20 protein-coding genes are annotated in these 24,385 nt (G+C 73.2%); 11 read left to right on the top strand and 9 right to left on the bottom strand.

All coding sequences use genetic code 11. The features are described from left to right. Nucleotides 1–16 precede the first annotated feature (16 nt). From ADL15_RS17735 to ADL15_RS17725, 3 genes are all read right to left on the bottom strand, one after another. Nucleotides 17–1,054 (bottom strand): LacI family DNA-binding transcriptional regulator, encoded by a 1,038-nt coding sequence (locus ADL15_RS17735; protein WP_067691888.1) that lies wholly within the window; start codon nt 1,052–1,054, stop codon nt 17–19. Between the two features lie 356 nt (nt 1,055–1,410). Then, the gene (locus tag ADL15_RS17730) at nt 1,411–2,292 is read right to left on the bottom strand and encodes an LLM class F420-dependent oxidoreductase (RefSeq protein WP_067691885.1); all 882 of its coding nucleotides are present in this window, start codon (nt 2,290–2,292) and stop codon (nt 1,411–1,413) included. 129 nt (nt 2,293–2,421) lie between these two features. Then, nucleotides 2,422–3,594: a hypothetical protein gene (locus tag ADL15_RS17725; protein WP_157441440.1), complete on the bottom strand. Its 1,173-nt coding sequence runs from the start codon at nt 3,592–3,594 to the stop codon at nt 2,422–2,424. 193 nt (nt 3,595–3,787) lie between these two features. Between ADL15_RS17725 and ADL15_RS17720 the strand changes: the two genes are divergently transcribed. From ADL15_RS17720 to ADL15_RS17700, 5 genes are all read left to right on the top strand, one after another. Then, complete coding sequence (locus ADL15_RS17720; RefSeq protein ID WP_067691880.1) at nt 3,788–4,444, top strand: hypothetical protein; 657 nt, start codon at nt 3,788–3,790, stop codon at nt 4,442–4,444. 21 nt (nt 4,445–4,465) lie between these two features. After that, nucleotides 4,466–6,745 carry an FtsX-like permease family protein gene (locus ADL15_RS17715; RefSeq protein ID WP_338025546.1) on the top strand — a complete coding sequence of 760 codons (2,280 nt, stop codon included), beginning with the start codon at nt 4,466–4,468 and terminating at the stop codon, nt 6,743–6,745. Further along, the gene (locus ADL15_RS17710; RefSeq protein WP_067691875.1) at nt 6,742–9,756 is read left to right on the top strand and encodes an FtsX-like permease family protein; all 3,015 of its coding nucleotides are present in this window, start codon (nt 6,742–6,744) and stop codon (nt 9,754–9,756) included. Before ADL15_RS17715 ends, ADL15_RS17710 begins: the two co-directional genes overlap by 4 nt. A 237-nt stretch (nt 9,757–9,993) precedes the next feature. Further along, complete coding sequence (locus ADL15_RS17705) at nt 9,994–10,851, top strand: P1 family peptidase (protein WP_067691872.1); 858 nt, start codon at nt 9,994–9,996, stop codon at nt 10,849–10,851. A 37-nt stretch (nt 10,852–10,888) separates the two neighbouring features. Then, on the top strand, nt 10,889–11,896 hold the full coding sequence (locus tag ADL15_RS17700; RefSeq protein WP_067691869.1) for a TIGR03617 family F420-dependent LLM class oxidoreductase: 1,008 nt from the start codon (nt 10,889–10,891) through the stop codon (nt 11,894–11,896). Here the strand turns inward: ADL15_RS17700 and ADL15_RS17695 are convergent, their stop codons facing one another. Next, the gene (locus ADL15_RS17695) at nt 11,897–12,271 is read right to left on the bottom strand and encodes a DUF427 domain-containing protein (RefSeq protein ID WP_067691866.1); all 375 of its coding nucleotides are present in this window, start codon (nt 12,269–12,271) and stop codon (nt 11,897–11,899) included. It abuts the gene before it with no gap. 48 nt (nt 12,272–12,319) lie between these two features. Here ADL15_RS17695 and ADL15_RS17690 point away from each other — a divergent pair, with 48 nt between their 5' ends. Then, nucleotides 12,320–12,781 (top strand): aminoacyl-tRNA deacylase, encoded by a 462-nt coding sequence (locus ADL15_RS17690; RefSeq protein ID WP_067691863.1) that lies wholly within the window; start codon nt 12,320–12,322, stop codon nt 12,779–12,781. Nucleotides 12,782–12,785: 4 nt separating this feature from the next. Here ADL15_RS17690 and ADL15_RS17685 read toward each other — a convergent pair whose 3' ends face one another. After that, nucleotides 12,786–13,649 (bottom strand): SDR family oxidoreductase, encoded by an 864-nt coding sequence (locus ADL15_RS17685; protein WP_067691860.1) that lies wholly within the window; start codon nt 13,647–13,649, stop codon nt 12,786–12,788. A 144-nt stretch (nt 13,650–13,793) separates the two neighbouring features. Between ADL15_RS17685 and ADL15_RS17680 the strand changes: the two genes are divergently transcribed. The 4 genes from ADL15_RS17680 (at nt 13,794) to ADL15_RS17665 (ending at nt 17,374) form a co-directional block, all read left to right on the top strand. Continuing rightward, nucleotides 13,794–14,186 (top strand): winged helix-turn-helix transcriptional regulator, encoded by a 393-nt coding sequence (locus tag ADL15_RS17680; RefSeq protein ID WP_067691857.1) that lies wholly within the window; start codon nt 13,794–13,796, stop codon nt 14,184–14,186. Between the two features lie 10 nt (nt 14,187–14,196). Next, nucleotides 14,197–14,541, top strand: coding sequence for a UBP-type zinc finger domain-containing protein (locus tag ADL15_RS17675; protein ID WP_067691854.1), 345 nt, complete (start codon nt 14,197–14,199; stop codon nt 14,539–14,541). Nucleotides 14,542–14,675: 134 nt separating this feature from the next. Continuing rightward, complete coding sequence (locus ADL15_RS17670; RefSeq protein ID WP_067691851.1) at nt 14,676–16,235, top strand: methyl-accepting chemotaxis protein; 1,560 nt, start codon at nt 14,676–14,678, stop codon at nt 16,233–16,235. 86 nt (nt 16,236–16,321) lie between these two features. Continuing rightward, complete coding sequence (locus ADL15_RS17665; RefSeq protein WP_067691848.1) at nt 16,322–17,374, top strand: GGDEF domain-containing protein; 1,053 nt, start codon at nt 16,322–16,324, stop codon at nt 17,372–17,374. A 124-nt stretch (nt 17,375–17,498) separates the two neighbouring features. Here ADL15_RS17665 and ADL15_RS17660 read toward each other — a convergent pair whose 3' ends face one another. From ADL15_RS17660 to ADL15_RS17645, 4 genes are read right to left on the bottom strand one after another with little or no spacing between them, the layout of a single operon-like run. Next, the gene (locus tag ADL15_RS17660) at nt 17,499–18,581 is read right to left on the bottom strand and encodes a CaiB/BaiF CoA transferase family protein (protein ID WP_067691845.1); all 1,083 of its coding nucleotides are present in this window, start codon (nt 18,579–18,581) and stop codon (nt 17,499–17,501) included. Beyond that, nucleotides 18,578–20,608, bottom strand: coding sequence for a 3-hydroxyacyl-CoA dehydrogenase NAD-binding domain-containing protein (locus ADL15_RS17655; RefSeq protein WP_067691842.1), 2,031 nt, complete (start codon nt 20,606–20,608; stop codon nt 18,578–18,580). The genes ADL15_RS17660 and ADL15_RS17655 overlap by 4 nt, the downstream gene beginning before the upstream one ends. Continuing rightward, nucleotides 20,605–21,834, bottom strand: coding sequence for an acetyl-CoA C-acetyltransferase (locus ADL15_RS17650; protein ID WP_067691840.1), 1,230 nt, complete (start codon nt 21,832–21,834; stop codon nt 20,605–20,607). Before ADL15_RS17650 ends, ADL15_RS17655 begins: the two co-directional genes overlap by 4 nt. Continuing rightward, on the bottom strand, nt 21,824–22,996 hold the full coding sequence (locus ADL15_RS17645; protein ID WP_067692126.1) for an acyl-CoA dehydrogenase family protein: 1,173 nt from the start codon (nt 22,994–22,996) through the stop codon (nt 21,824–21,826). The genes ADL15_RS17650 and ADL15_RS17645 overlap by 11 nt, the downstream gene beginning before the upstream one ends. Before the next feature lie 140 nt (nt 22,997–23,136). On the opposite strand from ADL15_RS17645, the gene ADL15_RS17640 reads away from it, so the two are divergent. Further along, nucleotides 23,137–23,763 carry a TetR/AcrR family transcriptional regulator gene (locus ADL15_RS17640; protein ID WP_067691837.1) on the top strand — a complete coding sequence of 209 codons (627 nt, stop codon included), beginning with the start codon at nt 23,137–23,139 and terminating at the stop codon, nt 23,761–23,763. Nucleotides 23,764–24,385: the final 622 nt, after the last annotated feature.

Raw genomic sequence — 24,385 nt, 5'->3', positions numbered from 1 at the left:
GCGCGGCCGCCGGCCGCTACTCGGGGGTGTGGCCCCGGGTGGCGGCCAGCGGCGCGGTGCTCTCCCGCACCATCAGCTTGGTGACCAGCTCCACCCGCGGGGTCTCGATGGTCTCGCCGCGCGACAGCCGCAGGACGGTCCGCGCGGCGAGCGACCCCATCTCGGCGAGCGGCTGACGGATCGTGGTCAGCGGCGGGGACGCCCAGCAGGCGTCCGGCAGGTCGTCGAAACCGATGACGCTCAGGTCGTCCGGCACGCGCAGGCCGCGGCGGCGGGCCGCCTCGTAGACCCCGAACGCCATCTGGTCGCTGGACGCGAAGATCGCGGTGGGCCGGTCGGGCCGGTCCAGCAGCCGGCCACCGGCCTGGAAACCCGACTCGTTGAGAAAGTTGCCCTGCTCCATCAGGTCGGGGTCGAGCGGCACCCCGGCGGCCTCCATGGCGGCGCGGAAGCCGTCCAGCCGGGCGCGGCTGCAGAGCAGATCCTTCGGCCCGGCGATGAACCCGATCCGCCGGTGTCCGAGCCCGATCAGGTGGTCGGTGGCCGTGCGCCCGCCCGACCAGTTCGTCGCCCCGATCGTCGGCACGTCGGTGGCCGCGCCACCGGCCGGATCGATGATCACCACGGGCACGCGCAACCGGTGCAGCTCGCTGTGCACCGGCTCGGCCACGTCCGAGGTCACGAAGATGACGCCGTCGGAGGCCCGGGCACGCAGGTTCTGCAGCCACTGCCGGGTCGCCGTGGTCCGCCGGTGCACCTGGGACACCACGGTCCCGACGCCGGCCGCGTGGGTCACGTCCTCCACGCCGCGGACCAGCTCCAGGGCCCACGGGCTGTCCAGGTCGTTGAAGACCAGGTCGATCAGCCGGGCGCGTCCGGAATGCCGAGAGTTCCGGGGGCGGTAGTCGTGCTCGCGGAGCAATCGCTCGATCAGCTCACGGGTCTGCGGCGAGACGTCGGAGCGCCCGTTGAGCACCCGCGAGACGGTCGGCACCGAGACTCCGGCGGATTCCGCGATGGACGCGATGGTGACGCGCTGCTTGCCGACGACCATGGGGGTGCACTCCTTACCTCCGGGGTGCAATGCCTGTGGGGACATCTCATGCCTGCAACTTCCGGGCCCGGCACCGAAATCATGCCATGCCGGAGTGTCGGTTTTGCACGCTGGAAACCGCCGTTTTTCGGTTAACCGGTTAAGCGCTGGCTGCGGTTTTGCCCTGGGAGCGCTTCCGGTCGAAGTCCCGAAAGTTCCGGAGAGCGCTCCCTGGAACGCGTCAGGAAAGGGAGCCGCTGGTCAGGGCCGGATGGCGGGTGGCGGAGGGCGCTTTGTGATCAGGGAACGCCTGGTGACGCACCTCATCCACACGAAAAAGGGGGAGCCGGTCTCGGCTCCCCCTTTCGCGCGAACGGTCAGGAGAACTGCGGGATGACCTCGTCGGCGAACGCCAGCAGCGGCTCGTGCTCGTACGCCACCCGCGGGATGTACGCGATCACGTAGTCCGCGCCGGCCTCCGCGATCCGCTCCACCCGCTCACGGATCGCCGCGGTGGACTCGCCGGGCTCCAGGTTCAGGCTCGTCGACTTGGCGATCCGGTCGAAGTCGGTGCCCTGCTCGTCGCAGTGCCGGCGGAGCACGTCCAGCTTGTGCCGGATCACCTCGGGGTCACCGCCGCCGATGTTGCAGCCGTCGGCGTACTTCGCGACCAGCTTCAGCGTCACCTTCTCGCCGCCGCCACCCAGCCACAGGTCGGGCTTGCGCTGCCCGGCGCCCTTCGGCTGGTTGATCGCCCCGTCGATCCGGTAGTGCTTGCCCTGGAACACCGGCTGTTCCTCGGTCCACATCTTGTGGACGATCTCGACGGCCTCCCGGAACGCCCGCATCCGCTCCGGCACGTCCGCCCACTCGTAGCCGTAGGCCTTCCACTCGTGCTCGTACCACCCGGCGCCCAGCCCGGCGTAGAGCCGCCCGCGACTCGCCACGTCCACCGTCGACGCGATCTTGGCGTACAACGACGGCTGCCGATAGCCGTTGCACCCGACCATCTGCCCGATCTTCACCCGGCTGGTGTCCCGGGCCAGCGTCGCGCTGACCGTCCAGGCCTCGAACGTCGTGTTGACCGTGGGCTCCGGCACGGTGTGGAAGTGGTCGTACACCCAGACGCTGTCCCACGGGCCGGCGTCGGCGAGCTTGGCCACCGCGGTCATCGCCTCGTACTGCTCCACCGGATCGTCGATCTCGACCAGGTCCATCCGCCAGCCCTGCGGCACGAAAACCCCGAAACGCATGCTCATACCGCTCAACCTACCGACCTTCTGGCAGACCCCTTTCCGGTACGAGCGGGGAGTCCCGTCCGCAGGCTCCGAGCCGCGTCCCGCCCGTGCCTCCGCGAGACCGCCCGCCCTCGCGGCAGCAGGGGTGGGTCAGGTGTGGTTGCGGAGCCAGCGGCGGAGGGCTTCGGCGGGGTTGGGGGCGGCGGACTCCGGCAGGGCGGTCAGGACCTCGGCGTCGGTGGCCCGGCGGGCGGTGGCGACGGCCGTGCGGAGCTGGGCCGAGGTGACGCCGGGGCCGCCGGTCAGTTCGAGGATCAGGTCACCGTCGCGGATCGCGGCGTTCGGCGGGTCGGTCTCGTCGATGCCCCAGGCGGTGCCGAGGAACGTGGACGGGCCGGTCGGGGGCAGCAGCGGGTGGGCGAAGCCGGGGCAGTCCGGTGTCAGCTGGCACTCGATCGGGAGCAGGGTGGCGACCAGCCGGATCCGGCCGGTCACCGAGGAGCTGTTCAGGATGGCGCCGGTCGCCCGGTATTCGTCGCCGCCGGAGCCGAGGCCGAAGCTCTGGTGGGTCGGCTGGTAGCCGGGGATGGTGACGACGCGCAGCTGGTCGCGGGTCCAGCCGGTGTGGGCCAGGCGCAGGTCGATCTCGGAGGGGCCGCTGTCGCGGAAGGCCACCAGGCCGGAGCCGGCCAGGACCAGCAGGATCAGCGCGGCCGGGGTGCGCAGCCACCAGCCGCGGGTCAGCAGGGCCGCGACCGGGAGCATCACGGCGCCGCCGAGCAGGACGGTCAGCCGGCCGTTGTGCAGGATGCCGAGGTCGTGCGCGTTGACGATCGCCCGGCCGGCCAGCCAGGCGATCGTGCCGCCGCCGATCATCAGGGCGGCCCAGAGCAGGCGGCGGGCCGGGGTGGCGCCCAGCGGGGTGACCACCGAGGTGGCCCGGGCCAGCAGGTAGAGCAGGGCGACGGCGCCGAGCGCGGCGACCACGAGCATGACCGTGGCCAGGACGGCGACGCCGCCGCCGAGGTCGAAGCCGCGCGTGATGCCGGCCAGCACGAGCGGGGCGCAGCCGCCCAGCACCCACACGGTGACGAGCTGCCAGACGAGCTGCCCGGGCCGGGACGCCGCCGGATCCGTCCAGCGTGGACGCCCGGCCGGCGACTCGGCCGGCTCGCGGCGGGTGCCGGAATCGGCCTGGTCGCGGCGGGTGCCGGACCAGACCTCGACGGCATGGGCGCCGGGCTCGGCGGGGGAGCGGCTGGTGCCGGGCTCGGCCGGGGTGCGGCGGCTGCGGGGCTGTGCACTGTGACGGGGCGCGGCCATCGACACAGGGTGGCAGGTTGATCACCATTCGTGCTGCCCCGGCCGGAGCCCGAATTGGCGCATCGGATGAACAGGAAGCTTTACCGCACGATCGTTGAGGCCGTCGATATCAGAGGGGTAACGGTCTGATCGTTGGGGCGTGCCTTCCGGGCCGGGGAGCGTGAAGGTGTGTTCCAGGGGGTGAGACGGGGGAATGTTCACGATCCTCTGGGGCGCGGTGCGCTCCCGGGCCGCTCAGGCGTGTGCGCTGCTCGTGCTCACCGCGCTGCCGGCCGCGGTGGCCGCCGCCGCGCCCTGGTACGCGCTGACCGCGACCGCCCACGCCTCGGCCGGCGTCGTCGCCGGCGTCCCGGCCGCCGAGCGCACCCTCTACGTCCACCGCCCCGGTGACACCGGCGGCGACCCGGACGCCGCGCTGCGCGCCTTCGGCGCATCGGTGCGGCGCGACCTGCCGATGCCCGGCGCGGACGGCGTGCTCGGGCTGAGCCGGGCGATGAGCACCACCGACCCGGCCGGCACCCCCGACAAGGTCAACGTCGACTACCGGGACGGCTTCTGCGCGCACGTCCGGATCACCGGCTCGTGCCCGGCGGTGGCCGGCGACGCCGCGATCACCGCACCGGTCGCCCGGCGGCTCGGCGTCCGGCCCGGCGGGACGATCGGGGTGGCGGTCAACTCCGAGGGCGTGCCGATCCCGCTGCGGGTCACCGGGATCTACACGATCGGCGACGCGTCCACCGGGTACTGGACCGACCCGCTGTTCAAGGTGGAGAGCGGCCTCGACCCGATCTTCACGGTCGCGCCGACGTTCACCGGCACCGCGCTCGGCCAGCCGGTCCTCGCCTGGTAGGCCGAGGTGCCGGTGCCGCTGATGCGCGGCGACGGCGGGTACGACCTCGGTGACCTGGTCGCCCGGGCCGGCGCGCTCGGCGAGATCACCGACCCGACCGGGCCGCTGCGGGCCGTCCTGGCCGAGGCGGGGGAGCGGCTGCTGCGGGCCGTCCTGCTCGCCGCGGTCCCGGTGCTGCTGCTCGGGTGGTACGCGATCGCGCTGGCCGGCCGGTACACCGCCCGGGACCGGCGGCGCGACGCGGCCTGGGCGAAACTCCGCGGCGGCAGCCGATCCCGGTTGCTGGCCCTGCTCTCCGGCCAGCACCTGGCCCCGCTGCTGGCCGGTGGCCTGCTCGGGTTGCTGACCGGTGCGGGCGCCGGATGGCTGCTGGCCGGGGCGCCGGTCGCCGGCGAGCGGGTGGTCACGGCCGCCTGGGCGATCGGGGCGGTGCTGGCCGTGCTGCTCGGGGCGCTGGGCACGCTGGTGGTGGCGGACCTGCTGCTGATCCGTACCCCCGTGGTGTTGTTGAACCGCGAGGTGCCCACTGCCCGCAGCGGACGGGCGGCCCTGCTCGCCGACCTCCTGGTGATCGCGGTCGCGATCGCGGCCGGCTACCAGGCCCGGTCCGGCAGCCCGGACGCCGGCGTCGGCGCGATCGCCCCGTTCGCGGTCGCCGTCGCGGTCGCGGTGCTGCTGGCCCGGTTGCTGATCCGGGCCGCGGACCGGGGTGGTGGCGCCGCGTTGCGGGCCGGGCGGTTGCGGCTCGGCCTGACCGCGGTCCGGATGTCCCGGCTGGCCGGCCTGGACCGGGTGTGCGCGCTGCTCGCCGTCGCGGTGGCGATGCTGGCCGGCACGACCGGCGCGGCCACCGCCGACCGGGACGCGCACACCGCGCGGGCCGAGGCCGAACTCGGCGCCGCACGGGTGCTCACCGTCCGCGCGGAGAACTGGACCGCGCTGCGGCACGCGGTCGCGGTCGCCGACCCGCAGGGCCGGTACGCGATGGCCGCCGCCGTCGACCGCACCGCCAGCCCGCCGGTCGTCGTGGTGGACACCGCCCGGCTCGCCGCGGTCGGCGTGTGGTGCCCCGAGTTCGGCCCGCGCCCGCAGCCACCGGCCGCCGTCGACGCCGTCCCGCTGATCACCGGCCACGCTCTGGTGCTGCGGGTCCGCAACGACCGTCCCGCCCCGGCCACCGTCGACGCGATCCTGCAGGACGAGGTCACCGGCGCCACGGTGACCGTCGGCTTCGGACCGGTGCCGCCCGGCGAGCACACCGTCACCCGGCCGGTGACCGGCTGCGCCGGCGGCTGCCGCCTGGTCCGCTGGCAGATCCCCAGCCCGCCCGGCCCGGACGGAGCGCCCGCACCGGAACCGATCACCCTGCACTCGCTCCGCGGACGCGACCCGGACACCGACCTGCTCAGCACGGCCCGGTTCGGCGACGCGACCCGCTGGCGGACCGCCACCTCGGACGCCGGCCTGGCACTGGCCGGTGGCGCCGGCGGCCTGACCGTCGCGGCCGGCCGCACCGCCGTCAAGAGCGGTGCCGACCGGCTGTACGCCGTGGACGCCACCCTCCCCCTCCCCCTGCTGCTGGCCGGGCCGATCCCGGTGGCGTGGCGGTTCGGCGAACCGGCGATCAACGTGCTCGGCGCCGGTCAGGTCCCGGCCCGGGTCACCGCGGAGGTCGCCGCGCTGCCGGTGCTCGGCGCCACCGGGGTGCTCACCGACTTCGACGCGGTACGCCGGATCGCGGCCGAGACCGGCGCCACCGGCATCACCCAGGTGTGGCTGACCAGTGACACCCCGGCCGCCGTCGTCGACCGGCTGACCGGGGCCGGGCTGATCGTGCTGGCCGACGAGACCGTCACCGCCCGGGCCGGCCGCACGCCCGGCCGGGGCACCGCGCCGGCCGGGTCGTTCGCCCTGCTCTGCGCGGTGATCGCGCTGCTCACCGCGGCCGCCGCGGGCGCGGTGGCGGCCGCGGTCGACCGGGCCCCGCAGCGTGCCTCGGCGCGGGCCCTGCGGGTGCAGGGGCTGCCCGCGTCGACGGCCGCCGCGACCCGCCACCTCGGACCGTTCGCCCTGGTCGTGGCGGGCACCGCGAGTGGCGTGCTGGCCGCGCTGGTGGCCCGCCGGGTGGTCGGTGAGCCGGCGTCGTTCTTCGCCGACGGCTGGCGGCTGCTGCCACCACCCGAGGCGCTCGGCTGGCTGCCGCTGCTCGGCGCCGCACTGGCCGGGTTCCTGGTGCTGGGGGTGCTGGGCTGGCTGACCGCGGCCGTCGAACGGACCCGGACCGAGGGGACACCCCGATGATCGCGCTGGTGTTCGCGATGGTCTGGGCCCGGCGCGGTCCGGCGCTGGTCCTGGCCGTGCTGGCCGCGTTCGCGGTCGCACCGGCGGTCGCGGCGCCGGCCTACCTGCGGGCCGCCGGCCGGGTGGTGGCCGCCGGGCAGGTGGCGCAGGCCGCACCGGCCGAGCGGACGGTCAGCATCCGGGCCGACGACAAGGACCATCGAGCGGCCGGCACCGGACCGGGCGGCGGGGTCGACCTCTCCACCACCGGCGTGAGCCTCGTCGACCTGCCCGGGTTCCGGTACGCGTACTCGGCCGAGTTCGCCACCGTCGGCCTCGAACGGGACGACCGGCGCCGGACCCGGCTGGTGCAGCGGCAGGACGTCTGCGCGCACCTGGTCATGGTCACCGGGCGGTGCCTGCTCGGCGAGGGTGACGTGGTGCTCGGCGAGCAGACCGCGACACGGCTGAAGCTGGTCGCCGGGCAGTCGGTGTCGCTGTCGTACGCGGTGTTCAGCAAGGACCCGGACGTGATGGAGTACACCGCGGACGGCGCCCCGAAACGGTTCTTCGTGGCCGGCGTCTACCGGGTGCCGGACCCGGCCGAGGCGTACTGGGGCACGCACGGCTACTTCGCGCCGGACGAGCTGGCCCCGGGTGAGCCGGCGTTCACCGACCAGACCACGTTCGCCCTGATGGAACACGGCGACGCCGAGCTCGGCGTGGACGGCTGGGCCGGGCCGGGCGCCCTGGACGTGGATCGCCTGCCGGCTCTGCGCGCCGCCCTCGACCGGCTCGGCGCGACCGTCGCCGACCTGGGCGCCGACCTCTCCGTCCCCGGTACGACGAGTGCCGGGCTGCGGCTGGAGTCGCAGATGCCGGCGCTGATGGCCCGGATCGACGAGGGGCGCACCACGGCCGGCCGGATCGTCCCGGTCCCCGCCGTCGCCCTGATCGTGCTGGCCTGCCTGGCCATCCTGCTCGCCGTCGCGGCCGTCGCCGAGGTCCGCCGCCCGGAGACCGCGGTGCTGGCGCTGCGGGGTGCCCGCCGTCCGCACCGCTGGCTGCTGGCCACCGGGGAGAGCCTGGTCGCGGTGCTGGCCGGCACGGTGGCCGGTGCCCTGGCCGGGCAGTGGCTGGTCGACGCCGTGGTGGCGGTCCGCTGGCCCGGGGTGGGCGCCGACCCGCACCCGGGGTCGTTCGTCTACGCCCCGCTCGCCGCGGCCGCCGTGGTGCTGGCCGTGCTGCTCGCCCAGGGCGCGACGATGCTGCGCCCGGTCAGCGAGCTGCTGCGCCGCGCCCCGGCACCGGGCCGCTGGGCCGGGCTCACCGTGGACATCCTGATCGGCGCGCTCGCGGCCGCTGCGGCGGTGCAGCTCGCGCTCGGCGGCGGCGACCTGGTCGGCGTCGGCGCGACCGCCCCGGCCCTGGTCATGCTGGCCCTGGCCCTGCTGGTGGCGCGCGCCCTGCGCCCGCTGGCCGCCCGCTCCGGGCACCGCGCGCTGGAGCGCGGCCGGCTCGGCCCCGGCCTGACCGGCCTGCTGCTGTCCCGCCGGCCGTCCACCGGCCGGGTGTTCGCGCTGCTGGTCGCGGCGGTCGCGGTGAGCTGCTACCTGGTCGCCGCGTCCGACGTCGCGGCCCGCGGCCGGCAGGTGGAGGCCGGGCTGGGCACCGGCGCCGACCGGGTGCTGTCGATCCGGGACACCGGCCGCAACCAGCTGCTCGCCGCGGTGCGGGCGGTCGACCCGGACGGCGCGTTCGCGATGGCCGCGGTCCGGATCACCCAGACCCCCGGTGAGCCGCCGCTGCTCGGCGTCGACTCGTCACGGCTGCCCGCGGTGGCCAGCTGGCCCGGTGGCGGCGCCGCCGACCCGGACGAGATCGTCGCGGCGCTGCACCCGGAGGCGCCCGCGCCGCTGGAGGCGCCCCGCGGCGCGACCGTCACCCTGGACGTGACCGCCGCGGACTTCGAGCACGGCAAGGGGGTCAGCATGGACGCGGTGCTGACCCCGGCCGACGGCCACGGGCCGGACGTGGTCGCGCCGATGGGCGTGATCGACCCGGGCCGGCACACCTACACGTACTCGGCGGCCGGGTGCGCCGAGGGCTGCCGGTTGAACGCGCTGCGGATCGCCGGCGGCAACGCGGTCCTGGGCGTGCACGGCGTGCTCACCGTGCACGGCTGGGGCAGCGGCGACCCGGCGGCCTGGCGGGTCACCGAGGGCGGCCGGCTCAGCGCCGCCCCGGACGGGCTGCGGATCGACGTGACCAGTCTGGACGGTCTGCCGGAGGGGTTGCTGGTGCAGCCGGCCGACGTGCCGTGGCCACTGCCGATCGTGGCCACCGGCACGTACGTGCCCGGCTCGGTGACCGGACTCGACTATCGCCAGGTCCCGGTCACGGTGGCCGGTCGGCTGCCGGCCGTACCGGGGGTGGGCGCGCCCGCCGCGCTGATCGACCTGGAGTACGCCGACCGGGTGTCCGCCGACGGCGCGCCCACGCCCGGCGCCCAGGTCTGGCTCTCCGCGAAGGCGCCCGCCGACGTGCTCGACCGGCTGGCCGCGCAGGGTCTGGAGGTCACCGCCGACATCCGGGCCGGGCAGACGGCCGCACGGCTGGACCGGCAGGGCCCGGCCGTCGCGCTCGGATACGCCGGGCTGGTCGCCGCCCTCGTCGCGATCCTGGCCGCCGGGGTGCTGGTGCTGACCGCCGCGGCCGGCCGGGACCGGCAGGTGGAGGACCTGTCCGCGCTGCGGGCGCAGGGGCTGAGCCGGGGCGCGATGCGACGGGCGGCGCTGTGGGCGTACCCGGTCCTGGTGGCCGGTGCGGTGCCGGTCGGCGTGGTGATCGCCCTGGCCGGCTGGGCGGCGACCGGGTGGGCGCTGCCGCTGGCCGGTCTGGACCCGTCCCCGCTGCCCCGGCCGTCCTGGCCGTCGGCGCTCAGCGTGCTGCTGGCCGCGGCGACCCTCGCGGCAGTCCTCGGCGGGACCGCCCTGCTCGCCGGCCGCCGCACCCTCCGCAAGATCCGATAAAACCTTTCCGGTACGGATACCGAGCGCCCCGCCGCAGGCTACGAGCCACGCCCCGGGCCGGTCCCGCGCGAGGCCCGCTCGTCCCGGACCACGACGCGCCTGCGGGCTGCCGGCCGCCGCGCGAGGTCGCTGTCGCTCCGGGCCGTGGCGCGCCTGCGGGTTCCGGCTGGCTCTCAGGGGTGTCTCGGAGCCCTTGAGGCACCCCTGAGATCCAGCCGGGGTCTCTAGGCTGGGCCGGTGAGTGAACCGCAGCTGCTCTCCGCGCACGCCGGGAACTGGACCGGCGACGGCACCGGCGTCACCGTGATCCTGCCGCCGCCCGGCACCGTCGGGTCCGGTGAGGTGCGCGGCGGCGCACCGGCCACCCGCGAGTTCGACCTGCTGCACCCGGCCCGCCTGGTCGACCGGGTGGACGCGGTCGTCCTCTCCGGAGGCTCGGCGTTCGGCCTGGCCGCCGCGGACGGTGTGATGACCCTGCTGCGCGAACGCGGCCTGGGCTTCCCGACCGCGCTCGGCCCGGTCCCGATCGTGGTCGGCATGTCGATCTTCGACGGCTCGGTGGCCGGGACGCCGCCGACCGCCGAGGCCGGCCGGGCCGCCGCGCTCGCGGCCCTGGACGGCGACGAGTTCCGCACCGGCGCCACCGGGGCCGGCGCGGGCGCGCACACCGGGACGTGGCGCGGCCGTGCCGACCCCGGCGGGCTTGGCCGCGCCGACGGCCGGGCCGGCCCCGCCCGGGTGACCGCCCTGGTCGTGGTCAACGCGTGGGGCGACGTGCTCGCCCCGGACGGCCGGCCGTTCTTCGGCGGTGCCGAGACGTACCAGGCCGCCATGCCGTTCCAGCGCGCGAACACCACGATCGCGGTGGTGCTCACCGACGCGAAGCTGACCAAGAACGACTGTCATCTGCTGGCGCAGAGCGGCCACACCGGCTTCGCCAGGGCGCTGCACCCGGCGCACTCCCGCTACGACGGTGACGCCGTCGTCGCCCTGGCCACCGGCGAGCTGACCGCGGACGTCGACCTGGACCTGCTGCGCGCGGTGACCACCGAGACGATGGCGGCGGCGATCCGGGCCGCCGTGGCGTACCCCTGAGGTTTTTCCTGGATCGTCCTGGTGTTATCACTGTGGGATGTTTGTTGACTTCACCGCGCCGGTGGCGGCGTCCCCGGCCGAGGCGGAAGCCGCGGCCGTGTCGGCGGAGCAGGTCGGTTATGACGGCTTCGGGGCGGCGGAGACCAAGCACGACGTCTTCACCACGCTCGCCCTGGTGGCCCGGGCCACCGAACGGATCTCGCTGCAGTCCGCGATCGCGGTGGCGTTCGCCCGCAACCCGATGACCGTGGCGGTGCTCGCCAACGACCTGCGGCTGATCTCCGAGGGCCGGTTCCGGCTCGGGCTCGGCTCCCAGGTCAAGCCGCACATCGAGCGCCGGTTCGCGATGCCGTGGAGCCGGCCGGCGGCGCGGATGGAGGAGTTCGTGGCCGCCCTGCGGGCGATCTGGCACGCCTGGGCCACCGGCGAGCGGCTGATGTTCCGCGGCGAGTTCTACAAGCACACCCTGATGACCGAGTTCTTCGACCCGGGCCCGAACCCGCACGGCAACCCGCCGATCGAGCTGGCCGCGGTGGGTGAGCTGATGACCGCGGTGGCCGGGCGGGTCGCCGACGGGCTGCTCGCTCACCCGCTGACCAGCGTCACGTACCTCGCCGAGCGGACCCTGCCGGCCGTGCGCGCGGCACGCGGCGGCTCACTCGACGGCTTCACCATCGGGCTGGGCGCGATGGTGGTGCTCGGCGCCGACGAGGCACAACGCTCCCGGGCCGAGCAGGCGGTGCGCGCGCAGATCGCGTTCTACGCCTCCACTCCGGCGTACCGTCCGGTGCTCGAGGTGCACGGCTGGGGTGACCTGGCCGACCGGCTCAACGTGCTGTCCCGCCGCCAGGACTGGACCGCGATGGCCGCCGAGGTCACCGACGAGGTCCTCGACACGTTCGCGGTGGCCGGCGATCCGGCGACGGTCGCGGCCGGGCTCAAGGACCGATTCGGTACGACGATCGACCGCATCTCGCTCTACACGCCGTACGAAACGGACCGCTACCAGCTGGCAGCGGTCCGCTCGGCACTACGCGCTGATTAGTCACCCGACCTGGATGCTGTCCACCCGGTCCGGGTAGAACGCGACGTGGTCCTTGATCTGCGCGACCGCGTCGTACGGCGCGACGTACTCCCAGATCGCGTCCACCACGGTGTGGCCGTCGACCGTGACCGAGTAGTACCCGGCGTCACCCTTGTACGGGCAGTACGTCCGGGTCTCGGTGCGGGTCAGCAGCGACCGGTCGACGTCGGCGAGCGGCACGTACTGCATCGCCGGATACGTCGACTCCTGCAGGCTGAGCGCGTCTTGCGTGTCGGCCACCACCTTGCCGGCGACGGTCACCACGACCCGCTTGCCGGTCGGCGTGATGGTGATCGGGTGATCCGGTCCGGGCAGCAGCCGGGGCTTGTCACTCATTGTCCAGCCTCCTGATTTCGACAGTTCCGAAGCTACTACGGTGGCAACGTGACGAGCGCCGCGATCATTGCCGTGAACGGGACCGGGATCGGATACGAGGTGGTCCGGCACGGCCGGGTGAGCAGTGTCGCCGAGGCGGCCGAGGCCCTCGGTGTCGAGCTGCGCGACCTGGTGAAGACGCTCGTGGTGCGGCGCGGGCCGGACGAGTACCTGTTCGTGCTGGTGCCCGGGGACCGGTCGATCTCCTGGCCGAAGCTGCGGGCGCTGCTCGGGGTGAACCGCCTGTCGATGCCGGACGCCGGCACCGCCAAGGAGGTCACCGGGTACGAGCGGGGGACGATCACACCGTTCGGGTCGGCGACGGCGTGGCCGGTGATCGCGGACGAGCGGACCCGGGGGCGGACGATCAGTCTGGGCGGCGGGGAGCACGGTGTGGGCCTGCGGGTCGGCGCCGACGACGCGGTGACCGCGCTGAGCGGCACCTTCGCCGACGTCACCGACCCCGCGTAGCAGTTCAGCCCTTCAGTGCCGCCGCCACCGCGTCGCTCAGCGACGTCGTCGGCCGCCCGATCAGCTCCCGCAGGTCACTGCCCGGGTTGTCCAGCGCCCCGTTCTCCTTGATGTGCACGTCGGTGTCCGCCAGGATCGCCGCGAACCCCTCCGGCACCCCCGCACCAGCCAGGATCGTGACCAACTGGTCGGCGGGCACATCGCTGTACCCGATCTCCGTCCCGGTCTGCTTGCTCACCTCGGCCGCCAGCTCAGCCATCGTGAACGGCGCGTCCCCGCCCAGCTCGTACACGGACTTGACGTCCTCGGCCACCAGCACCGCGGCCGCCGCCTCGGCGTAGTCGGCGCGGCTGGCCCCGGCGATCCGGCCCTCGCCGGAGCTGCCCAGGAAGCCGCCGTTCGCCGTCGCGGTCGGGATCTGCGCGGTGTAGTTCTCGTGGTACCAGCCGTTGCGCAGGAACGAGTGCTTCAGGCCGGACGCCGCGAGGGCCTCCTCGGTCGCCTTGTGGTCGGCGGCCAGCAGGACCGGGGTGGTGTCGGCCCGCAGGATGCTGGTGTAGGCCACGAACCCGACGCCAGCCGCCTTGGCCGCCTCGATCGCCGCGTGGTGCTGGGCGAGCCGGCTGCCCGGCGAGCTGGTGGAGACGAGCAGCAGCCGGTCGACGCCGGCGAACGCGGTGGCCAGGGTCTCCGGCTTGTCGAAGTCGGCCGCACGGACCTGGACGCCGCGGGCGAGCAGCCCGGCCGCCTTCTCCGGGGACCGCACCGCCGCGATGATCGAGCTCGGCTCGACACCTCGGCTGAGCAGGGACTCGACGACGAGACGGCCGAGGTGTCCGGTGGCGCCGGTGACAGCGATGGTGGTCATGAGAGCTCCTCTGAAGAACGGGGCGGGACGACAACGAACCGGCGGAAGTGCTGCATCTGAGAATGCACTAACTTTTCGAAAGCGCAAACGAAACGTGGGCGCCGTCACCCAGGGAGGCACGGTGGGGCGGGGTAGATTCGACGCATGACTGATCCGGCCGACGACCTGATCCCCAGCGTCTTCGCCCGGGACTGCACCTCCCGGGGCGTGATGAACAACGTCACCGGTCGCTGGGGCGGCCTGGCCCTGGCCGCGCTGCACGACGGCGCCTTCCGATTCAACGCCCTGCGCCGCCGGGTCGACGGCGTGAGCGAGAAAATGCTCGCCCAGACCCTGCAGGCGCTCGAGCGCGACGGCCTGGTCCACCGCGAGGTGCAGGCCACCATCCCGCCGCGGGTGGAATACACCCTGACCCCGCTCGGCGCCCGGGTGGCCGCCAAGCTGATCGAGCTGATCGAGTTGCTCGAGGGCGAGGTCGACCAGGTGCAGTCGGCGCGCGAGGAGTACGACCGGGAGCACCCCGCCCCGGTGAGGTAGGTTTTCGGTCGTGAGCGCGTCGATTCAGCCCGAGGTCCTGCCGTCCGGCACCGGTTGTGCGGAGTGTCTGGAGTCCGCCGGCTGGTGGGTCCACCTGCGCCGATGTGCGCAGTGCGGGCACATCGGCTGCTGCGACACCTCGCCCTCGCAGCACGCCACGGCACACTTCCGGGAGACCGGCCACCCCGTGATCCAGTCTTTTGAACCGGGCGAGGACTGGTTCTGGGACTATCGGAGTGAGCAGGCGGACAACGGCCCCGAACTGGCCGCACCCACCAGTCACCCGGACGATCAGCCGGTGCCCGGCCCGGACGGCGCCGTACCGGCGGACTGGCGCACCAAGATTCACCGGTAGGAGTCAGACCTCTCCGGCGTTCGGCGGTTGCAACCGGATGGAAACCGAGCAAACCGCACGAAGGCCCTGCGTCTTCCTCAGGTGGCCAAGCTCACGGTCGATCGTGTGGGCAGTCAGCCAACCCTGGAGGGAAGATGCTCGGCCTGGAGAACATCGGCACAGCCAAACGGCTGGGCATCATCGTCGTCACCGGCGCGGTCGCGCTCGGTGGCATGGCTGCCATCACCCTGATCGGCCAGGACAGCCTGGCCGACCAGGCGCTGCGGGTGGGCCAGTTGCAGTGCGGCCAGGCCGCGCTCAACCACCTGAACAACCGGCAGAGCGAGCTCAAGGTGGACGCCTACCGGGCGGCCCTGGGCCAGGACGTCACCCAGGACGCGGCGGACGACATCCAGTCCTCGGTCGACGCCTCGGCGGGGGTGAACTCCTGCGGCCTGCCGGCTCCGATCGTCGAGCAGTTCACGAGCTACGACGCGGACTTCGCCGACTTCAACACGTTCATCAACGACTTCGTCGCGGCCGGCGTGGCCAACCCCAAGTCGGTGATCGACAAGATCGACCAGATCGCCGAGAAGAACAACCAGACCGACGACGACCTGGACGCGATCACCGAGGTGGTGGAGAAGGAGGTCGCGGCGCAGCAGGCCGCGATGGGCAGCACCGTCGGCTCCACCCGGAACACCGCGATCGTGGTCGCCCTGATCGCGCTGGCCCTGCTGGTCGGCATGGCGATCCCGATGGTCCGCTCGATCCTCGGCCCGATCCGCCGGATCGGCCTGGTGATCGAGGCGCTGGACCGCGGTGACCTGACCGGGCGCAGCCACATCAAGTCCCGCGACGAGCTGGGTGTGATGGCACAGGGCCTGGACCGCTCGCTGGACAAGCTGCGTGACTCGATGACCACCATCGCCAAGGACTCCGACTCGCTGGCCACCGCGGCCACCGAGCTGGCCGCGGTCTCCGCGGAGATCGCCTCGGCGGTCGACAACACCGACCGGCAGAGCAGCTCGGCCGCCACCGAGGCGGACGAGATCTCCCGCAACGTGCAGAGCGTCGCGGCCGGTTCCGAGGAGATGGGCCTGTCGATCCGGGAGATCTCCCGCAACGCCGCCGAGGCCGCCCAGGTCGCCTCGATCGCGGTCGGTGAGGCCGCGCGGGCCACCGAGACGATCCGCAAGCTCGGCGACTCGTCGGCCGAGATCGGCAACGTGATCAAGCTGATCACCAGCATCGCCGAGCAGACCAACCTGCTCGCCCTGAACGCCACCATCGAGGCGGCGCGGGCCGGCGACGCCGGCAAGGGCTTCGCCGTGGTCGCCTCCGAGGTCAAGGACCTGGCCCAGGAGACCGCCCGGGCCACCGAGGACATCGGCACCCGGGTCCTCGCGATCCAGCAGGACACCAGCGGCGCGGTCGAGGTGATCAACCGGATCTCCGAGGTGATCGCGCAGATCAACGACTTCCAGACCACCATCGCCTCGGCGGTGGAGGAGCAGACCGCCACCACCGGCGAGATGAGCCGCAGCATCGGCGAGGTGGCGGCCGGCTCGAACCGGATCGCCTCGAACATCACCGACGTCTCGTCGGCCAGCCAGGCCACGGTCAGCGGGGTCAACCAGACCCGCGAGGCCAGCGAAGAGGTCTCCCGGACCGCCGAGGAGCTGCGGGCCCTGGTGGGAGCGTTCACGTTCTGATCCGTACGACGTAGCGCAGAAGGGCCGGTCGCCGACGCGACCGGCCCTTCTCTCATGTCCCGGGCCGGGGAGCCGATGGAACGCACGTGGGAACCGAGACTGTCCAGCACCGGGCGGCGGCACTCGACGACACGCTGCTCACCCGGCGGCGCATGGTCGAGATGGCTGCTCTGCTGTCGCGGTCGATCGGCCTGGTGACCACGCTGCTCTACGGCTTCGGCATCGGCGGGATCGGCCCGGCCGACCCGGTGCCGGCGCTGACCGGGGTGAGCCTGCTGGGCGCGCTGCTGATGGCGGTGTCCTGCGTGTTCTCGCTGCGCGGCGTCCGGGCGCCGGGATCCCGCTGGTACACCTGTCTCAGCGTGCTCCAGGTCGCCCTGGACACGGTGACCGTGATCGCCTTCGTGGCGGTCACCCAGGCGCACACCACGCAGACCACCTGGCCGGTGCTCGGCCTGCCGATCGCGATCGCGGCGATCCGGCACCAGCTGGCCGGCGCGCTGGCCGCGTGGGTGGTCACCTCGGTGGCGCTGCTGAGCATGCCGCTGCCGGGTGGCGAGGGCCTCGGCGGGATCTGCCTGAACATCATGATCGCTCTGATCACCGGCGCGCAGTCCAGCGCGTTCCAGCGCCAGCTCACCACCCTGCAGCAGGTCCGGCGCGAGCTGCAGCACCAGGCCAGCCACGACTCGCTGACCGGCCTGCCGAACCGGGCCCAGCTGGCCGTGCGGGCCGAGCGCTGCGACGGCCGGCCGCTCGCCGTGCTGCTGCTCGACCTGAACGGGTTCAAGCAGGTCAACGACACGTACGGGCATGCCGCGGGCGACGTGCTGCTGCACGAGGTGGGTCAGCGGCTGGGCGCGGTGCTGCACGACGGTGACCTGGCCGGGCGGCTGGGTGGCGACGAGTTCGTGGTGCTGCTGCCCGAGGGTGACGCCGCGTCGGCGCGGCTGACCGGCGAGCGGATCCGGGCGGCGATCTCCCAGCCGATCACGATCAGCGGCGGTGCCGCGGTGACCGTCGGGGTGAGCATCGGCGCCGCGTTCCGCCCGGCCGGGAGCACCGCGGACCTGGACGCGCTGACCGCTGAGGCGGACGCCGCCATGTACCGGGAGAAACACGCCCGCCGGGCGGCATGATTCACCATCTGACGTTCCCGCGATGCCGCGTGCCGTTCCGCGCGCCCCGGCGTTGATCCCGCTGACGCCGCCCAGCCGGGACGGTCCGGCAAACGGCCCGGCTGGGCGGTCCCTCACGAGCAGGTCAGGACCAGGACTCCAAGATTTCGGCGACACTCGCGGTCCGGCTCGGTTCCGGCACGCTTGACGGCGTACGACCGAATCGCGGAGCCGGAGCGGGCTGGACCTGCCCGCCCACCTCGACAAAAGCGGACCTGGCCCGGTTGTGCGGATGGTCCGGTGCCTCGCGCGGCGAGAGCACCGGGCTGACACACGCGTCAAGTCCCGCGAAGACGTCCGCCCACTCGTCCCTGGTCCGGGTCAGGAACCGTGCGGTGAAGGTCCGGCGCAGCTCCGGCCAGGCCTTCCGGTCGAACTGGGCCGGCAGGTCCGGGTCGTCGTCGAGTCCCAGCCCCTTGAGCAGCGCGGCGTAGAACTGCGGTTCCAGCGCGCCGACCGCGACGTGCCCGCCGTCCGCGGTGGTGTACGTGTCGTAGAACGGCGCCCCGCCGTCGAGCAGGTTCTCCCCGCGCCCGCCACGCCACGTCCCGGCCCCGATCATGCCGTGCAGGAACGTGGTGAGCAGCGCCGAGCCGTCCACCATCGCGGCGTCGACGACCTGGCCCCGGCCGGAGCGCTCGCGTTCCAGCAGCGCGGCGAGCACCCCGACGGCGAGCAGCATGCCGCCACCGGCGAAGTCGGCGAGCAGGTTGATCGGGGCGTGCGGTCGTTCACCGGCCCGGCCCAGCGGGTCGAGCGCGCCGGCGATCGCCAGGTAGTCGATGTCGTGCCCGGCCGCGGCGGCCAGCGGACCGTCCTGTCCCCATCCGGTCATCCGCCCGTAGACCAGGCGCGGGTTGATCTCGGCACACCGGTCCGGACCGAAGCCGAGCCGCTCGGCGACGCCCGGGCGGTACCCCTCGACCAGCACGTCGGCCTCGGTGATCAGGGTGAGCAGACCGGTCAGTCCGTCCGGCGACTTGAGGTCGAGGGTGACCGTGCGGCGGCCGCGCTGCAGCGGACCGGCCTGCGGAACGAGCGGTCCGGTCCCGCCCGGCCGCTCGATCAGCACCACGTCGGCGCCCAGGTCGGCGAGCATCATGCAGCCGAACGGCCCGGGAGCCAGCCCGGCCAGCTCCACCACCCGGATCCCGTTGAGCGCGGTCATGCCGGTGCGAACCGTTCGCCGTACCGCGCCGCGAGCTCGGACGCGCGGCCCTTGAAGTCGGGGTGCTGTTCGACGTAGCGGATCACGCCGCCGGTCCAGGCCGGGAATCCGATGCCCAGGATCGATCCGATGTTGCCGTCCGCGTCGGTCCGCAACACCCCTTCGGTACGACAGCGCAGCGCGTCCAGGGCCTCACTGAACAGCAGACGCTCCTGCAGATCGGCGAACGGGACCGCTCGTCCCTCGTCGGTGGCCAGCTCGGCCAACCCGGTCCAGAGCTTGCCGCGCCGCCCGTTCTCGTACGCATAAAAACCGCGCCCCGACGACCGCCCGGACCGATCGTGTTCGGTCAACATCGTCTCGACGAGAGCGTGCGCCCGCTCGTGCCCGGCCACCACCCCGGCCGCCCGGTACGCCAGGTGGATCTTGCGCATCAGTGTCAGCGTGACCTCGTCGGCGAGCGCCAGCGGACCGGTCGGGTACCCGGCCTGCAGCGCGGCCTGCTCGACCGACGCGGCCGGCACCCCCTCGGCGACCATCCCGATCGCCTCGTTGATGAACTGGCCGATCACCCGGCTGGTGAAGAAGCCGCGCCCGTCGTTGACCACGATCGGCGTCTTGCCGATCCGGCGGCCCAGGTCGAACGCCCGGGCGATGGCCGCGTCACCGGTCCGCTCGCCGACCACGATCTCCAGCAGCGGCATCTTGCCGACCGGGGAGAAGAAGTGCATGCCGATGAAGTCGGCCGGCCGGCTCACCCCCTCGGCCAGGCCGGTGATCGGCAGCGTGGAGGTGTTCGAGGCGAGCAGCGCGCCGGGCGCCAGGACCGGCTCGATCTCCGCGAACACCTGGTGCTTCAGCTTCGGGTCCTCGAACACCGCCTCGATCACCACGTCGCAGCCGCGCAGGTCCTCGACGTCGGCGGTGGTGGTGATCCGGGCCAGCACGGCCGGATCACCTTCGGTCACGGCGCGGGCCGCGGCTTCCGGCGTGACGTCCTTGACCACCACGTCGAGGCCGGCCCTCGCGCAGGCGTACGCGATCCCGGCGCCCATCATCCCGGCGCCCAGCACCGCGACCTTGCGAGCCGGCTCGACCTCGACGGCCGGCCGGGCCTGCCCGCCGTTGACCGCGCGCATGTCGAAGAAGAACGCGCCGATCATGTTCTTCGCGATCCGGCCGGTGAGCAGCGTGATCAGCCGCCGGGTCTCGATCACGAACGCGGACTCCAGGTCGACCTGGGCGCCCTCCACGGCGGCCGCCAGGATCGCCTCGGGCGCCGGCATCCGGTTGCCCTTGAGCTGCTTGCGCAGCGTGGCCGGGAAGGCCGGCAGCTGCGCGGCGAGTTTCGGGGTGGCCGGCGTGCCGCCGGGGATCCGGTAGCCGGGCCGGTCCCAGGGCTGTGCCGCGTCCGGGTTCGCCGCGATCCACTCCCGGGCCTTGGTGATCAGCTCCTCCGGGGTGGCGACGATCTCGTCGACCAGGCCGCCGTCGCGAGCCGCGGCCGGCTTGAGCCGCTTGCCGGTGAGCAGCCAGGTCATCAGGGCCGGGGCGAGACCCAGCATCCGTACGGTCCGGGTCACCCCGCCGGCGCCGGGCAGCAGCCCGAGGGTCACCTCGGGGAAGCCGAGCCGGGTGCCCGGCGCGTCCAGGGCGATCCGGTGGTGTGCGGCGAGCGCGATCTCCAGCCCGCCGCCGAGCGCGGCCCCGTTGATCGCGGCGACCACCGGCCGGCCGTACGTCTCGAGCCGTCGCAGGTCCCGCTTGATCGTGCCGAGCAGGTCGAACAGCGCGGGCGCGTCCTCCGGCCGGGCCTGGCTCATCATCGGCAGGTCGCCGCCGGCGAAGAACGTGCTCTTCGCGCTGGCCACGATCACGCCGGTGACCTGGTCGCGCTCGGCCTCGAGGCGGTCCAGCGCGGCGCTCATCGCGGCCGTGTAGACGGCATTCATCGTGTTGGCCGATTGGTCCGGGTCATTCATCGTCAGCGTGACGATGCCGGCCTCGTCCCGGGCGTACTCGATCATGAGGAGAACTCCGTAACGCGCTCGATGACGGTGGCGACGCCCATGCCGCCGCCGATGCAGAGGGTGACTACGGCCCGGTGCAGGTCGCGCCGCTCCAGCTCGTCGACGACCGTGCCGACCAGCATCGCGCCGGTCGCGCCGAGCGGATGGCCGAGCGCGATCGCGCCGCCGTTGACGTTCACCTTCTCCGGGTCCAGTTCCAGATCGCGGATGTACTTGAGCACCACCGCGGCGAACGCTTCGTTGATCTCGAACAGGTCGATGTCGGCGACACCCAGCCCGGCGACCGCCAGGGCCTTGCGGGTGGCCGGGGTCGGACCGGTGAGCATCAGCGTGGGGTCGGCGCCGCTGACCGCCGCGCCGACGATCTTGGCTCGGGGAGTCAGCCCGAGAGCACGCCCGGTCTCAGCGGAGCCGATCATCACGAGCGCCGCGCCGTCCACGATCCCGGACGAGTTGCCCGCGTGGTGGACGTGGTTGATCTCCTCGAGCCAGTGGTACTTCTGCAGCGCCACCGCGTCGAACCCGGCCTGCTCGCCGATCCCGGCGAACGACGGGCGGAGCCTGCCCAGCCCGGCCCGGGTGGTGTCCGGGCGTGGGTGCTCGTCGACGGCCAGCACGTCCAGGCCGTTCGGGTCGCGGACCGGCACGATCGACCGGGTGAACGCGCCGCCGGCCTGCGCCTTGGCGGCCCGCTCCTGGGAGATCAGCGCCCAGCCGTCCGCGTCGTCGCGGCTGAAGCCCTCGAGCGTCGCGATCAGGTCGGCGCTGATCCCCTGCGGCACGAAGCTGGTGGCCAGCGCGGTCTCCGGGTCGAGGAACCAGGCGCCGCCGTCCGAGCCCATCGGGTTGCGCGACATCGACTCGACGCCGCCGGCCAGGATCAGGTGCTCCCAGCCGGAGCGGATCCGCGACGCCGCCTGGTTGACCGCCTCCAGGCCGGAGGCGCAGAAGCGGTTGAGCTGCACCCCGCCGGTGGTGTCCGGCAGTCCGGCCACCAGGGCGGCCGCGCGGGCGAGGTCGCCGCCCTGCTCGCCGACCGGGGTGACGATGCCGAGCACCAGGTCGTCGATCCGGTCCGGGTCGAGACCGGGGGACCTTTCCCGTACGGCGTCGATCAGGCCGGTGACCAGCGTGATCGGCTTCGTGCCGTGCAGGGCGCCGGTCTCCTTGCCACGCCCGCGCGGTGTTCTCACCGCGTCGTAGATATAAGCGTCAGAGGGCACGGGCGATCAGCTCCTTCATGATCTCGTTGGTACCGCCGTAGATCTTCTGGACCCGGGCGTCGGCGTACATCCGGGCGATCGGGTACTCGGTGGTGTAGCCGTAGCCGCCGAAGATCTGCAGGCAGCGGTCGACGACCTCGCACTGGCCCTCGGTCAGGTAGAGCTTGGCCATCGCGGCGGTCGCCACGTCCAGTTCACCCCGGGCGTGCCGGACGATGCAGTCGTCCAGGAAAATCCGCGAGACCCGGGTCCGGGTCGCGCACTCCGCCAACACCATGCGGGTGTTCTGGTGGCCGATCAACGGCTTACCGAAGGCGGTTCGTTCTTTTGCGTACGCCGTGGCCAGCTCGACAGCGCGTTGCATCGCGGCGACCGCGCCCACCCCGATCACCAGGCGTTCCTGCGGGAGCTGGCGCATCAGCTGATAGAAGCCGGTGTTCTCGGCCTCCGCGCCGCCCAGCACGTTCGCGGCCGGCACCCGGAAGTCGTCGAAGAACAGCTCGGCGGTGTCGTTCGCGTGCAGCCCGATCTTCTCCAGGTTGCGGCCCCGGCGGAACCCGGGCGCGTCGTCGGTCAGCTCGCAGATCAGCAGCGAGATGCCGTGCGCCTTCGCCGACCGGTCGGTGGTCACCGCCAGGATCAGCAGCCCGGCCAGGTGCCCGTTGGTGATGAACGTCTTGGCGCCGCTGACCAGGAAGTCGTCGCCGTCGCGCACCGCCCGGGTACGGATCGCCTGCACGTCCGAGCCGCCGTCCGGCTCGGTCATCGCGATCGCCCCGATCAGCTCGCCGCTGCACAGCTGCGGCAGCCAGCGCTGCTTCTGCTCCTCGGTGCCGTACGCCGTGAGGTAACCCGTGATGATCCCGCTGTGCACGGCCAGCCCGAGGCTGCCCTCGCCGGTCAGGGTCTGCTCGTGCAGCAGCACCGCCTCGTGGGTGACGTCGCCGCCTCCGCCGCCGTATTCCTCCGGCACCGAGAGGCCGAGCAGGCCGAGCTCGCCGGCTCGCAGGTAGTGCTCGCGGTCGGGGTGGCCCTGCTTCTCCAGGCGGGCGGCGTGCGGCACGACTTCCTTGAGGAAGAAGGTGCGCGCCAGCTCGGCGAGGTCGTCGTGCTCCGGCTTACGCCACGGCTCGGCGTAGGTCTCCAGTCCAGGCGTCGGCATCGACATACCCTCGAGCACTATTGGCGATGTGTCAACAAGCTCGTGACGAATTGGCGGCATCCATCGTTCGGCGCGGCGGCGCCATCGGCGAACCGGGCATCTCGGAAGCCGATGAATCGACGTGCCGTAAGGTCACGGCTGTGTCGACAGGGGCTGAACGACCAGGCCAGACCGCGATCCGGGGCCGGCGGCTGGAGCCGGACGCCCGGCGGGAGCAGATCCTGTCGGTGGCGGTCCGGCTGTTCGGCGAGCGCCCGTACCCGGAGGTCTCCACCACCGACGTGGCCCGCGACGCCGGGGTGGCCCGCGGCTTGGTCAACCACTACTTCGGTACGAAGAAGGAGCTCTACCTCGAAGTCGTCCGGGTGATGCTGACCGTGCCCGAGGTGGCCCTGGAACGCCTGCCGGTCGGCGACCCGCCGCAACGGGTGGACGCGATCGTCACCTGGTTCCTCGACGTGGTGTCCCGGCACAGCACGTCCTGGCTGGCCGCGATCACGGCCGGCGGGATGGCCGGCGACAGCGACGTCGACCGGGTGATCACCGAGGCCGTCGACGTGGCGGCGGACAGCGTCCTGGCCGCGGTCGGCCTGGGCGACCGCCAGGACGAGGCCCTGCGCGGAATGGCCCGCGCCTATGTCGGAATGGCCACCTACACGGCCCGGGAGTGGCTCCAACGAAACGTGCTGACCCGTGACCAGGTGCACCTCTTGCTGACCACCACCCTGCTCACCATCCTCGAAAAAGTCTTCCCCAAAGCCCTCTAACCCAGCCCCCCGCGCAGGCAAAGCCACGCCCCCCTCCTCCCCAAAAGTCCCCACGCCGCGGCTCAGCAGCACTTGCGTGTGGAGTTGTGGTGCGCTCCGCGCCGAAAGTCCCCACGCTGGGGGTTGGCGGGGCTTGCGTGGGGAGTTGTGGTGCGGTGCGCGCCGAAAGTCCCCACGCTGCGGGTTGGCGGCGTTTGTGTGTGGAGTTGTGGTGCGGTGCGCGCCGAAAGTCCCCACGCTGGGGGTTGGTGGGGCTTGTGTGGGGAGTTGTGGTGCGCTCCGCACCGAAAGTCCCCACGCTGGGGGTTAGCGGCGCTTGATTGCTTGGGGGGGCCAGCGCGGTGGTGGTCAGGGCGAGGGCGGCGAGGAAGAGGCGGTCGGGGAGGGTCTCGGCGTTGGCCAGCAGGCCGAACAGGGTGTGGCCGACCACCGCACCCAGGGCCGCGCCGAGCAGGTGGGCCGGGGTCCACGTCGGTGTGGCGGTCCAGTGGCGCAGGGCGTGACCGATTCCGGTCCCTACCAGGGCGGCGGCGGCCATCGGGAGCAGCGCCCAGGCGCCGTGGGTGAAGAACGGCTGTTCGGCGCCGGCGAACGGGAAGATCAGTGCGAGGAAGGCGAACGC

Source organism: Actinoplanes awajinensis subsp. mycoplanecinus, from assembly GCF_001509495.1.
Classification (GTDB): domain Bacteria; phylum Actinomycetota; class Actinomycetes; order Mycobacteriales; family Micromonosporaceae; genus Actinoplanes; species Actinoplanes palleronii.
The sequence above is the reverse complement of the archived record's forward strand: the minus strand, read 5'-3'. Positions and strand labels throughout refer to the sequence as shown.